Below are 11,719 nucleotides of genomic sequence, written 5' to 3'. Positions count from 1 at the left end.
GTTGCGGGGGGGACGGGGTGGGTGGTGCTTCCTCTTCCGCCGGGCCCCGTGGGGGCGGGCGGTCGCGCGCCGGGGCGGCCGGGAGGGGTGGCTTGTGGCCGTCTCCCGTCGTCGGCCGCGGTGCCGTGGGGTGTCGGCTCTCGCACCGCGCGGGCTCCGTCGGTCTCGCCCACGGCCGGCGGGTGCCGACCGGCCGCGCGGGCATGTCCCGTGCGGTCGCACGGCCGCGCGCGGGCCTCGCCCACCCGGTGCGGGAGGCCCGACGGCACGGCAGCGGAACGCGGCGGAGGCGGCAAGGCGCCAGCCCCTTTCGGCACTGACCCGAAGGTAACCTTACTGCGCGGTAAATTTACGCCCAGGTCCGGGCGCCGGCCAATGCCCGTGCACGGCTTTCCTCGGCGGCCGAGGCGTGCCGCACCCCCGTCGGTCCGGTCAGGCCGGGGTCCAGCGCTCGCCGCGCATGAGACGGCCCAGGCCGGCCCAGGCGAAGTTCATCAGGGTGCCGGCGGCGTCCTTGGCCGTCGGCCGTTCGCGTTCGCCGATGACCCCCAGGGCCGAAGTGCCGTCGGCCGCACAGGCGTTGGCCCACTCGGCGAGCGATTCGGCGGCGCCGACGAGGGCGTGCGCCAGACCCGCGACCTCGCGGTCGGCCAGCTCGCCGGCGCACCCCGCCTCCTTCGCGGCGGCACCGATCAGACCGGCGACGAACCGCACGATCTCCGCCCGCATCGCGGCCACCTCGATCGCGAACGGCTCCCCCTGCGTCCGCGCCTGCTGGTGCAACACCGCCCAGCCTTCGGGGTGTTCGGCGGTGTGCGCGAAGAAGCCGGTCAGGCCGCACCAGAGTTGGCGGTCGGCGGCGGCGTCCTTCTCCACGGCCGCGGTCACGGCCGCCACCAGGGCCGCGGCCTCACGCCGGATGACCGCGCTGAAGAGCTCCTCCTTGGAGTTGAGGTAGAGGTAGACCAGGGGCTTGGAGACGCCGGCGAGTTCGGCGATCTCGTCCATGGAGGCCGCCCGGTACCCGCGCCGCGCGAACGTCCGCACCGCCGCGTCCATCATCTGCCGCTCCCGGACCGCGCGCGGCACCCGCTTGCTCTTGGCAGCACCCACCCTGAAAACCCTCCATCACCCCGCCCCTTTGCGGCATTTACCGCAAAGTAAGTTTACGATCTTCGCCCTCCCCACCCGGTCGCTTGACATGATGTGAGACATGCCGAGACGATACGGTCCGTTCCGTTAGTCGTATACGAAATGGGGGACCGCGCATGCCGCAGCGAGAAACAGGGGTCGAGGAGCGCTTCGTCGACGCCGCGCCGGGCGTCCGGCTGTGGACGGAGCAGCGCGGGCCCGCCGACGCGCCGCCGCTGTTGCTGGTCATGGGCGCGCAGGCCACCGGCGTCGGCTGGCCGGAGCCGCTGGTGGACGCGCTGGCCGCACGGCACCGGGTGATCCGCTACGACCACCGCGACACCGGCCGCTCCACCTGGTCGTTCGAGGACCGGCCGTACCGGATCGCGGACCTCGCCGACGATGTGAGCGCGGTGCTCGACGGGCTCGGCGTCGCCCGCGCGCACCTGGTGGGGATGTCGCTGGGCGGCATGCTGGTCCAGATGGTCCTCGCCGACCACCCGGAGCGGCTGCTCAGCGCCACCCTGATGGGCACCTGTGCGCTCAGCACCGCCCCGTACACCCGGCCCGACGGCGGCACCGTCCCCGTGGCGGAGCTGCCGGGCATCGCGCCGGAGGTGCTGGAGATGTGGGCCCGCCCGGTGGCGGACCACGGCGAGCAGGCCGAGATCGAGCGCCGGGTCGAGCACTGGCGGGTGCTCGCCGGTGACCGGCTGCCGTTCGACGCGGCGTACTACCGCGCGCTGGAACGGCGGGTCGTCGCGCACACCGGGCACTACCGCCCGGGCACCGCCCACGGGCGCGCCGACGACGGCGGGATGCTGCGCACCGAGGAGCTGGCGCGGAACGAGGTGCCCACGCTGGTGCTCTCCGGGCCGGCGGAGCCGGTCTTCCCGCCGCCGCATCCGCAGCATCTCGCGCAGGCGATCAGGGGTGCGGAGGTGGTGGAGATCCCGGGGATGGGGCACGCGCTGCCGCCGGAGGTCCACCGACCGCTGGCGGAGGCGATCCTGGCGCACACCGGCGCGGCGCACGGGGCGGCGACGGGCGCCCGCTGAGCCGCTCGCGCCGGCCCCGCCCGGACGCGAGCGCGCCCCCGCAGCCTCGTACGGGCTGCGGGGGCGCTGCGGCGCACCAGGGGCGGGGCCCCGGCGGGCGGTGTCAGGCGGCGGCCGGGGCCGGCTCCCGGTCGGCGGCCGGCTCGGCGGCGGTCGCCTGCTCCGTCTCGCCGATGCGGATGCTGGTGGCGCCGGCGTAGGCGTCGCGGTCCAGGATCTTCTCGCGGGCGGAGACCAGGATCGGGATGACCGACTGGCCGGCGACGTTGGTGGCGGTCCGCATCATGTCCAGGATCGGGTCGATGGCCATCAGCAGGCCGACGCCCTCCAGGGGCAGGCCCAGCGTCGAGAGGGTCAGGGTCAGCATGACCGTGGCGCCGGTGAGGCCGGCGGTGGCGGCGGAGCCGATGACCGAGACGAAGGCGATCAGGACGTAGTCGGCGATGCTGAGGTGGACGTTGAAGATCTGGGCGATGAAGATCGCGGCGATCGCCGGGTAGATCGAGGCGCAGCCGTCCATCTTGGTCGTCGAGCCGAACGGCACCGCGAAGGAGGCGTACTCCTTGGGCACGCCGAGGCGCTCGGTGACCTTCTGGGTGACCGGCATGGTGCCGACCGAGGAGCGGGAGACGAAGGCCAGCTGGATGGCGGGCCAGGCGCCGCGGAAGAACTGCAGCGGGTTGACCTTGGCGACCGTGGAGAGCAGCAGCGGGTAGACCCCGAACAGGACCAGCGCGCAGCCGACGTAGATGTCGACGGTGAAGGTCGCGTACTTGCCGATGAGGTTCCAGCCGTAGGTGGCAATGGCGTGGCCGATCAGGCCGATGGTGCCGATCGGGGCGAGCCGGATGACCCACCACAGGGCCTTCTGGAGCAGTTCCAGGGCGGCGCGGCTGAGCTTGAGAACCGGTTCGGCCTTCTCGCCGAGCTGTAGCGCGGCGATGCCGGCGACGGCCGCGATGAAGACGATCTGCAGGACGTTGAGCTCGGTGAACGGCGTGATGACGTCGGTGGGGACGATGCCGGTAAGGAAGTCGATCCAGGAGCCGGTGTGCTGGGGGAGCTTGCCGTCCTTGGGGGTCAGGCCGGTGCCCGCGCCGGGGTGCGTCAGCAGGCCGATGGCCAGGCCGATCGCCACCGCGATCAGCGAGGTGACCATGAACCACAGCAGGGTGCGCGTGGCCAGCCGGGCGGCGTTGTTGACCTGCCGCAGGTTGGTGATCGAGACCAGGATCGCGAAGAAGACCAGGGGGGCGACGGCCAGCTTCAGAAGCTGGACGAAGAGGTCGCCGATGTGCTCCAGCGTGGAGCCGAGCCAGCCGATGTCACCGCTCTTGGCGACCCAGCCGAGCAGCACGCCGAGGGCGAGGCCGGCCAGGATCTGCACCCAGAACGGGATCTTGGGTATTCGGGAGGTCTTCGGGGTCTGGGGCGCCGCGGCGGGCGCGGGGGTCTGGGCAGACGTGGACAACGGACACACTCCGGGAACGGGAAGACGTGGGACGCGGGGCGTCGGGACGGCGTGAAGTGGCGCCAGGAGGTCCGTACGTACAGGCAGGATCTCCGGCCGCTGGGGACGTGTCAGCGGCGGCAACAGGCCGCGGACATACAGCGGCAAAGATCGACGTGCAGGCGCACCACGAGCGGGACGCTCATGGGGGTCGAGGGCGCAGCTGCGGTCTTCATGACACGCACGTTAACACTTGAACTTTGAGGAACCCAAAGAAAATCTTTGGGTCGGTGTGACGGTCGGCGGGCCGTCGTGAAAACGGCCGGAATGCACAAAAGGGCGCCCGGTCCGGGGAGTTGGGACTCCACCGGCCGGGCGCCGGACGAAAAGGGGGCCGGACGGCGCGCCGACGTGACGCGTCTTACAGTCCGGAGGGACGGCGGGCGGACCCTACAGCCCGTCCTCCATGCTCTGGTTGGCCGCGAGACGCTCCTTCTGGCGGTCCACCCTGGCCACGATCTGCTCGGACATCGCGTCCCGCTGCTTGCGCAGCAGCACGAAGCTGAGCGGCGCGGAGATCACGATGGCGAGGAGGAGCATCCAGATGACGTTGGAGCTGCCGACGCCGAGGGGGATGATCCGGAAGTACGCCAGCACCCACACCACGGCGAAGCAGGCGACGAACAGGCCGATGCGAAGGGCGGTGTAGCGGAGCGTGGCGAACTTGGGGCTACTCACGGTCGGGACCTTCTTCTCAACGGCAACCGAAAGGGTCTCCGTCCAGTCAAGCACAGGACCCCGGGCGATCTTCCGGGCCCCCGGCACGAGGGGCTTCAGACCAGGTCCAGCCACATCGTGACGTCGTCGCGGAAGTCGTCGTCGGCGAGCTTGATCGCGCGGGGGGCGCGGCCGATCTCGCGATAGCCGCAGGCTTCGTAGAAGCGGCGCAGGCCGGTGCCGCCGCGGCAGGTGAGGCGGAGGCCGATGACGCCGTCGATGCCGCGGGCGGCGGCGGAGACCGCGGCCATCAGGGCGCGGCCGACGCCGCGGCCCTGGAGCGAGGGGTGGACCATCACCGTGTAGACCCACAGCCAGTGGGTGTACATGCGGTGCCAGTTGAGGGTGAGGAACGCGGTGGCCACGATCCGGCCGTCGGCGTCCCGGCCGACGAGCAGCCGCTCGCGGCCCTCGGCGAGCGCCGCGAGGTGACGGACGAGGTCGGGGCGGATGTCCGCGGAGGTCACCGGCGGGACGAAGCCGACCGCGCCGCCCGCGTTGGAGACGTCCGCCCACAACGCGCAGATCCCGTCGCGGACTTCCGGGGTGACGGCAGGGTCCAGCTCGAAGCGCACGCTCATGGAGCGGACCCTACCGGGGCCCCGGAAGGGGCGAGGTCGTCGTCAGACCCGCATCGGCTGCGGGGCCTCGCGGCGCTCCGGGTCCGGGCCGGGGTACTCGCGGATGGTCTCGTAGCGGGTGTTGCGCTCGACGGGGCGGAAGCCGGCGTCGCGGATCAGCTCCAGCAGGTCGTCGCGGGTGAGCTTGTTCGGCGTGCCGTAGTTGTCGGCGTCGTGCGTGATCTTGTACTCGACGACCGAGCCGTCCATGTCGTCCGCGCCGTGCTGGAGGGCGAGCTGGGCGGTCTGCACGCCGTGCATCACCCAGAAGACCTTGACGTGCGGGATGTTGTCGAAGAGGAGCCGGGAGACGGCGAAGGTCTTCAGGGCCTCGGCGCCGCTGGCCATCGTGGTCCGCGCCTGGAGCTTGTTGCGGACCTTGCCGTCCTGCATGTCCACGAAGTCGTGCTGGTACCGCAGCGGGATGAAGACCTGGAAGCCGCCGGTCTCGTCCTGGAGCTCGCGGAGCCGCAGGACGTGGTCGACGCGGTGACGGGGCTCCTCGATGTGCCCGTAGAGCATGGTGCAGGGGGTCTTCAGCCCCTTTTCGTGGGCGAGGCGGTGGATCCGCGACCAGTCTTCCCAGTGGGTCCGGTGGTCGACGATGTGCTGCCGGACCTCCCAGTCGAAGATCTCGGCGCCGCCGCCGGTCAGCGACTCCAGGCCGGCGTCGATCAGCTCGTCGAGGATCTCGGAGGCGGACAGGCCGGAGATGGTCTCGAAGTGGTGGATCTCGGTGGCGGTGAACGCCTTGAGCGAGACGTTCGGCAGCGCCTTCTTCAACTCCCGCAGCGAGCGCGGGTAGTAGCGCCACGGCAGGGTCGGGTGCAGGCCGTTGACGATGTGCAGCTCGGTGAGGTTGTCGTTCTCCATCGCCTTGGCGAGGCGGACGGCCTCCTCGATGCGCATCGTGTACGCGTCCTTCTCGCCCGGCTTGCGCTGGAACGAGCAGTACGCGCAGGACGCGGTGCACACGTTCGTCATGTTGAGGTGGCGGTTGACGTTGAAGTGGACCGCGTCGCCGTTCTTGCGGGTCCGCACCTCGTGGGCCAGGCCACCCAGCCATGCCAGGTCGTCGGACTCGTAGAGGGCGATTCCGTCCTCGCGGGTCAGCCGTTCGCCGGCGTGGACCTTGGCCTCCAGCTCGCGCTTGAGGCCGGCATCCATCGACGCAGCCATCGGGTCGCCTCCCACCATCTCTGTCTGTCACCGGCCGTTTCACGTGAAACGCTGGCCGTTTCGTGCGAAAAACGGGCTTCGCCGAGCCTACTCCCCCGGTTTCACGGCGGACGGCGGCCCCTTGGGAGTGGGCCCGGGCCGCCGCCCGCCGTCGGTGTCCACCGGGCTCAGTCGACCTCGTCCGGAAGCTCGCCGACGCGGTTCTCCCACTTGGTGGAGAGCACGATCGTGGTCCGCGTACGGGAGACGCCCTTGGTACCGGACAGCCGCCGGATGGTGCGCTCCAGTCCGTCCACGTCACCGACCCGCACCTTGAGCATGTACGAGTCGTCGCCGGCGATGAACCAGCAGTCCTCGATCTCTTCGAGGTCCTTCAGCCGGCGGGCGACGTCCTCGTGGTCGGCCGCGTCCGACAGGGAGATGCCGACCAGGGCGGTGACGCCGAGTCCGAGCGAGGCGGCGTTGACCGTCGCGCGGTAACCGGTGATCACTCCGGCCGCTTCGAGGCGGTTGATCCGGTCCGTGACGCTGGGGCCGGAGAGGCCGACGAGCCGGCCGAGCTCCGCGTAGGAGGCCCTGCCGTTCTCACGAAGTGCCTGAATGAGCTGCCTATCCACCGCGTCCATGCCCTCAAGCCTTCCAATCTTTCCGCGTTTCTGCGTTCTGCATGTAGAATCTAAGGCATACAGGGCCCTAGTCCTGTGATTCATTTAGAACGATCAAGGACGATCTTTCAACAGGAGTTGTCACCGTGTACTCGATCGAGATGGCCTACGCCCGCATGCGTGAGCTGCAGGACCAGGCCAATCGTTCACGTGCCGCCCAGCAGACCGCCACCCCGCGGGCACGGCGCCGTCTGGGCCGCGCCGCCGCCAAGAAGCGCTAACGAGCCTTCGGGGCCTCCCCTTTGGAGCCGCCCCCCAGCTCCCCTTCCCACCGCCGGTACAGCCCGTGCGGCACCTGAGCCGCATCGAGCACCCGGCCCGCGACGAAGTCCACCAGATCCTGGATGTGCGTCGCACCCGCGTAGAACGCCGGAGAGGCGGGCAGCACCACGGCGCCCGCCTCGTCCAGCGCCACCAGGTGCTTCAGCGTCGGCCCGTTCAGCGGGGTCTCCCGCACCGCGACGACCAGCGGCCGCCGCTCCTTGAGCGTCACGCTCGCGACCCGCTGGAGCAGGTCCTTCGACAGTCCCAGCGCCACCCCGGCCACACACGCCGTGCTCGCCGGGACGATCAACATCCCCTGCACCGGATACGAACCCGACGACGGACCCGCCGCCAGATCCCCGGCCGGCCAGTACCGGACCGCGTCCAGCGCCCGCTCGGTCACCGGGAAGGTGTCCGGCTTGCCGTCCGCGCCGCGCGCCAGCCACTCCCGCAGGTCCTCGCGCCAGTGCGCGTCCCTGAAGGCGATACCCGTCTCGTCCAGCAGGGTCAGCCGCGACGCCCGGCTGACGATGAGGTCCACCGCCTCCCCGGCCGCGAGCAACCCGCGCACCACGGATGCGGCGTACGGCGTCCCGGACGCGCCGGAGATCCCCACGACCCACGGTCGGCGGCCGGGGTCCTGCTTGCTGGTGTCGTTGTGCGGCGGCTCCACGGATCGAGCCTATCCGGCGGAACCACCGGGGCCGTCACGACCGTTACTACCTGTGCGCCGGTACGACGCCGGGGACGCGACCGGACACGTCGAGGACGAGGGGGCGGGAGATGACACCGCGTACCGCACGGGCCAGGCCCGCGCTCGTGCTGATGCTGGGCTGGGTGGCGCTGCTGTGGGTCCTGGAGGGCCTCGACACCGTCACCGGCAACGCCCTCGACGCCTTCGGCATCCAGCCCCGCGATCCGGCCGAGCTGGTCGATGTGATCCCCGCCGCCTTCATCCACTTCGGCTTCGGCCATCTGGCGGCCAACACCCTCCCGCTGCTGGTGCTCGGCTTCGTCGCCGCGCTGCGCAGCGGCATCCGCCGGTTCCTCGGCGCGGCACTGCTGATCATCGTCGTCAGCGGACTGGGCGTCTGGTTGACGGCCGCCCCGCACAGCAACACCGCGGGCGCCTCCGGAGTGGTCTTCGGACTCTTCGGCTATCTGCTGGTCCGCGGCTTCATCGAGCGCAAGCTGCTGGACGTCGGGATCGGCGTGACCGTCGGGCTGATCTACGGCTCGATCCTGTGGGGCGCGCTGCCCACCACCAGCGGGATCAGCTGGCAGGGCCATCTGTTCGGGCTGATCGGCGGGGTGCTGGCGGCGTTCGTGCTGCGCGAGCGGGGGCGGGCGGTGCGGTCGGCCGGCGCCGTTGTCGGACCCGTCCCGTAATCTCGGAAGACGGGTCGCGGAGCGCGCTCCGGGCCGGGACCGGAGGGTCGGGAGGCCCGGCGTCCGCCGTCCGCGGCCTGCGCCGCGGCGCGGCCAGACAGCGACACGACGACGGGGGAGTGCACGATGTCCGACCACCACCAGCCGGGATACGGCCCGCCCGCGGGCTGGCAGCAGCCCACTCCCCCGCCCGGCGGCTACGGCTATCCGGGCACGCCCGGATACGGCTACCCCACCGGCCCCGGCTACGGCGTCCAGCCGCCGCCCCCGCCCTCGACGAGCACGGCGATGTGGGCCCACCTCGGCGCCCTTCTGACCATCACCGCCGGCTCGATGCTCTGCGGGCTGGGCGGCTTCCTGGGCTGGATAGGCCCGCTCTCCCTGCGGAACAACGCCCGCCACAAGCACGACCCGTACGTCCGCCACCACGCCACCCAGGCGCTGAACTTCGGCCTCACCCAGGCCATCGTCGCGGCGCTCGGCCTGGTGCTCTACCTCGGCAGCGCGGTCATCTTCGCGGCGGCCGACGACAGCGCGCGGAGCGATCCCCCGCCGGGGCTGGCCGTGCCGCTGCTGACGATCATGGTGATGATGGCGGCCTACGCCGTGTCCGGGATGGTCTGCGCCATCATCGGCACGGTCAAGGCGACCAAGGGCGAACTGTGGCACTACCCGCGGCTGATCGCCTGGCCGATGAGCAAGGTCTGACCGGCCGGGCGACACACCGCCGCGATGTCAGCACACCGGGGCGTCAGGGCGTCAGGCCGCGGACGAACAGGTCCAGCAGCGCACAGACGAACAGCGCGATCCCGATGAAGCTGTTGACCTGGAAGAACGCCCGGTTGAGCCGCGAGGTGTCGTGCGGGCGCACGATCGCGTGCTCGTAGCAGAAGGCCACCGCCACGATCACCAGCCCGACCCAGAAGAGGACGCCGGCGCCGATGGCGACGCCGTACCACGCCAGCAGCGCGGTGGTGACGACGTGGCACCAGCGGGCGCCCCAGAGCGCGCCCGGCACACCGAAGCGGGCCGGCACGGACATCACGCCGTTCGTCCGGTCCGCCTCGACGTCCTGGCAGGCGTAGATCAGGTCGAAGCCGCCGATCCAGATGCCGACCGCGAGACCGAGGATCACCGACTCCCAGGACCACTCGCCGGTGACCGCGATCCAGGCGCCGACCGGGGCCATCGCCTGGGCCAACCCGAGGATCGCGTGCGGGAAGTTGGTGAAGCGCTTGCCGTAGGGGTAGACCACCATCGGGACGACGGCGACCGGCGCCAGCGCCAGACACAGCGGGTTGAGCAGCGCGGCCGCGCCCAGGAAGACCACCACCGCGACCAGCGCGCCGGTCCAGGCGGACCGGACCGACACCGCGCCGGTGACCAGCTCGCGCCCGGCCGTGCGCGGGTTACGGGCGTCGATCTCCCGGTCGATGATGCGGTTGACGGCCATCGCGAAGGTGCGCAGCCCGACCATGGCGACGGTGACGAGCAGCAGCCGGACCCAGTGGACGTTCCGGTCCAGCTGGTGCATCGCGGTGAAGGCCGCGATGTAGGCGAAGGGCAGCGCGAAGACCGAGTGCTCGATGACGACGAGCCGCAGGAAGGCCCGCGTCCGTCCCGGCTGCGGTACCGCGGCGGCGGATGCACTCATGCGGAAACCTCACTGCGCTCGGCCCGGCAGGCGCGCGGCACGCACCTGTTGATCGTCGGCTCGCCCGGCTCGCTCACAGCCCGTACTCCTTCCAGCGGCGGTCGACCAGCGCCGCGGTCCTCGGGTCCGACTCGACCATGTCCGGCCAGCCCCCGTCACGGGTGTAGCCCTCCTCGGGCCACTTCCGGGTGGCGTCGATGCCCGCCTTGCCACCCCAGAACTGCTGGTAGGAGGCGTGGTCGAGGTGGTCGACGGGGCCCTCGACGACGGTCAGGTCGCGGGCGTAGTCGGTGTTGCCCAGCGCCCGCCAGGAGACCTCGTGGAGGTCGTGCACGTCGCAGTCCGCGTCGACCACCACGATCAGCTTGGTCAGCGACATCATGTGGGCGCCCCAGATGGCGTGCATGACCTTCTGGGCGTGCTTGGGGTACTTCTTGTCGATCGAGACGATCGCGCAGTTGTGGAAGCCGCCCGACTCGGGGAGGTGGTAGTCCACGATGTCCGGGACGATGATCTTCAGGAGCGGGAGGAAGAACCGCTCGGTGGCCCGGCCCAACGGCCCGTCCTCGGTGGGCGGGCGGCCCACCACGATCGACTGGAGCAGCGGGCGCTTCCGCATCGTCACGCAGTCGATCTTCAGCGCGGGGAACGGCTCCTGCGGCGTGTAGAAGCCGGTGTGGTCGCCGAACGGGCCCTCCGGCAGCATCTCGCCGGGCTCCAGCCAGCCCTCGATGACGACCTCGGCATGGGCCGGGACCTGGAGCGGGACGGTCTTGCAGTCCACCATCTCGATCCGCTTGCCCTGGAGGAAGCCGGCGAAGAGGTACTCGTCGATGTCGCCGGGGAGCGGCGCGGTCGAGGCGTAGGTGACGGCCGGCGGGCAGCCGAAGGCGATCGCGACCGGCAGCCGCTCGCCGCGCCTGGCGGCGACCTGGTAGTGGTTGCGGCTGTCCTTGTGGATCTGCCAGTGCATCCCGATGGTGCGCTTGTCGTGACGCTGGAGGCGGTAGAGGCCGAGGTTGCGGACGCCGGTCTCGGGGTGCTTGGTGTGGGTCAGGCCGAGGTTGAAGAAGGAGCCGCCGTCCTTGGGCCAGGTGAACAGCGCCGGCAGCTGCTCCAGATCGACGTCGTCGCCGGTGAGCACGACCTCCTGGACGGGGGCGTCACCCTTGAGCTTCTTCGGCGGGACGTGCGTCATGTTCGCGAGCTTGCCGAACGCCTCGCGGACGCCGACGAAGCCGTGCGGCAGCTCGGGCTTGAGGAGCCCGCCGATCTTCTCGCTGATCTCCTCGTACGCCTTGAGGCCGAGGGCCTTCAGGAGCCGGCGGTCGGTGCCGTAGACGTTCATCGCCAGCGGCATCGACGAGCCCTTGACGTTCTCGAAGAGCAGCGCCGGCCCGCCGGCCTTCTGCACCCGGTCCACGATCTCGCCGACCTCCAGGTACGGATCGACCTCGGCCTTGATGCGCGTCAGGTCGCCCTCGCGCTCCAGGGCCCGCAGCAGGGAGCGAAGATCGTCGTAAGCCATGCGT

The 11,719-nt window shown here is 71.0% G+C and carries 13 protein-coding genes; 4 read left to right on the top strand and 9 right to left on the bottom strand.

The genetic code is table 11. The features are described from left to right. Positions 1-432 precede the first annotated feature (432 nt). Positions 433-1,113: a TetR/AcrR family transcriptional regulator gene (locus MOV08_RS23200; protein ID WP_039635186.1), complete on the bottom strand. Its 681-nt coding sequence runs from the start codon at positions 1,111-1,113 to the stop codon at positions 433-435. 155 nt (positions 1,114-1,268) lie between these two features. On the opposite strand from MOV08_RS23200, the gene MOV08_RS23195 reads away from it, so the two are divergent. Next, positions 1,269-2,189, top strand: a complete 921-nt coding sequence (locus MOV08_RS23195; RefSeq protein WP_275308725.1) for an alpha/beta fold hydrolase — start codon at positions 1,269-1,271, stop codon at positions 2,187-2,189. Positions 2,190-2,292: 103 nt separating this feature from the next. On the opposite strand, the gene MOV08_RS23190 is transcribed toward MOV08_RS23195, so the two are convergent. The 5 genes from MOV08_RS23190 to MOV08_RS23170 all read right to left on the bottom strand — a co-directional run bounded on the left by MOV08_RS23190 (position 2,293) and on the right by MOV08_RS23170 (position 6,841). Further along, complete coding sequence (locus MOV08_RS23190; protein ID WP_275308724.1) at positions 2,293-3,660, bottom strand: dicarboxylate/amino acid:cation symporter; 1,368 nt, start codon at positions 3,658-3,660, stop codon at positions 2,293-2,295. A 429-nt stretch (positions 3,661-4,089) separates the two neighbouring features. Next, entirely contained in the window at positions 4,090-4,377 is a 288-nt protein-coding gene (locus MOV08_RS23185) for a DUF4229 domain-containing protein (RefSeq protein ID WP_039641368.1), read from the bottom strand. A 95-nt stretch (positions 4,378-4,472) separates the two neighbouring features. After that, the gene (locus MOV08_RS23180; RefSeq protein WP_039635181.1) at positions 4,473-4,997 is read right to left on the bottom strand and encodes a GNAT family N-acetyltransferase; all 525 of its coding nucleotides are present in this window, start codon (positions 4,995-4,997) and stop codon (positions 4,473-4,475) included. Positions 4,998-5,039: 42 nt separating this feature from the next. Continuing rightward, the gene (gene mqnE, locus MOV08_RS23175; protein WP_205370132.1) at positions 5,040-6,203 is read right to left on the bottom strand and encodes an aminofutalosine synthase MqnE; all 1,164 of its coding nucleotides are present in this window, start codon (positions 6,201-6,203) and stop codon (positions 5,040-5,042) included. A gap of 179 nt (positions 6,204-6,382) precedes the next feature. After that, positions 6,383-6,841, bottom strand: a complete 459-nt coding sequence (locus MOV08_RS23170; protein WP_039635179.1) for an Lrp/AsnC family transcriptional regulator — start codon at positions 6,839-6,841, stop codon at positions 6,383-6,385. A gap of 125 nt (positions 6,842-6,966) precedes the next feature. Between MOV08_RS23170 and MOV08_RS23165 the strand changes: the two genes are divergently transcribed. Then, positions 6,967-7,101: a hypothetical protein gene (locus MOV08_RS23165; RefSeq protein WP_258018457.1), complete on the top strand. Its 135-nt coding sequence runs from the start codon at positions 6,967-6,969 to the stop codon at positions 7,099-7,101. Here the strand turns inward: MOV08_RS23165 and MOV08_RS23160 are convergent. After that, positions 7,098-7,817, bottom strand: coding sequence for a UbiX family flavin prenyltransferase (locus tag MOV08_RS23160; protein WP_039635177.1), 720 nt, complete (start codon positions 7,815-7,817; stop codon positions 7,098-7,100). The genes MOV08_RS23165 and MOV08_RS23160 overlap by 4 nt on opposite strands. A 110-nt stretch (positions 7,818-7,927) precedes the next feature. Between MOV08_RS23160 and MOV08_RS23155 the strand changes: the two genes are divergently transcribed. Next, positions 7,928-8,533, top strand: a complete 606-nt coding sequence (locus MOV08_RS23155) for a rhomboid family intramembrane serine protease (protein WP_275308723.1) — start codon at positions 7,928-7,930, stop codon at positions 8,531-8,533. A 126-nt stretch (positions 8,534-8,659) separates the two neighbouring features. Next, positions 8,660-9,241, top strand: coding sequence for a DUF4870 domain-containing protein (locus tag MOV08_RS23150; protein WP_275308722.1), 582 nt, complete (start codon positions 8,660-8,662; stop codon positions 9,239-9,241). Between the two features lie 43 nt (positions 9,242-9,284). On the opposite strand, the gene mqnP is transcribed toward MOV08_RS23150, so the two are convergent. After that, complete coding sequence (gene mqnP, locus MOV08_RS23145) at positions 9,285-10,187, bottom strand: menaquinone biosynthesis prenyltransferase MqnP (protein WP_039635171.1); 903 nt, start codon at positions 10,185-10,187, stop codon at positions 9,285-9,287. Positions 10,188-10,260: 73 nt separating this feature from the next. Next, on the bottom strand, positions 10,261-11,715 hold the full coding sequence (locus MOV08_RS23140) for a menaquinone biosynthesis decarboxylase (protein WP_039635169.1): 1,455 nt from the start codon (positions 11,713-11,715) through the stop codon (positions 10,261-10,263). Positions 11,716-11,719: the final 4 nt, after the last annotated feature.

The sequence above is a fragment of the Streptomyces yunnanensis genome (assembly GCF_029011865.1).
GTDB lineage: Bacteria > Actinomycetota > Actinomycetes > Streptomycetales > Streptomycetaceae > Streptomyces > Streptomyces yunnanensis.
This window is presented reverse-complemented; position numbering and strand designations above follow the sequence as displayed.

Bases quoted from the DNA above. Each gene is read 5' to 3' on its own strand.
- MOV08_RS23140 (WP_039635169.1), bottom strand. From the start codon at position 11,715: ATGGCTTACGACGATCTTCGCTCCCTGCTGCGGGCCCTGGAGCGCGAG.
- mqnP (WP_039635171.1), bottom strand. From the start codon at position 10,187: ATGAGTGCATCCGCCGCCGCGGTACCGCAGCCGGGACGGACGCGGGCC.
- mqnE (WP_205370132.1), bottom strand. From the start codon at position 6,203: ATGGATGCCGGCCTCAAGCGCGAGCTGGAGGCCAAGGTCCACGCCGGC.
- MOV08_RS23180 (WP_039635181.1), bottom strand. From the start codon at position 4,997: ATGAGCGTGCGCTTCGAGCTGGACCCTGCCGTCACCCCGGAAGTCCGC.
- MOV08_RS23155 (WP_275308723.1), top strand. From the start codon at position 7,928: ATGACACCGCGTACCGCACGGGCCAGGCCCGCGCTCGTGCTGATGCTG.
- MOV08_RS23170 (WP_039635179.1), bottom strand. From the start codon at position 6,841: ATGGACGCGGTGGATAGGCAGCTCATTCAGGCACTTCGTGAGAACGGC.
- MOV08_RS23195 (WP_275308725.1), top strand. From the start codon at position 1,269: ATGCCGCAGCGAGAAACAGGGGTCGAGGAGCGCTTCGTCGACGCCGCG.
- MOV08_RS23150 (WP_275308722.1), top strand. From the start codon at position 8,660: ATGTCCGACCACCACCAGCCGGGATACGGCCCGCCCGCGGGCTGGCAG.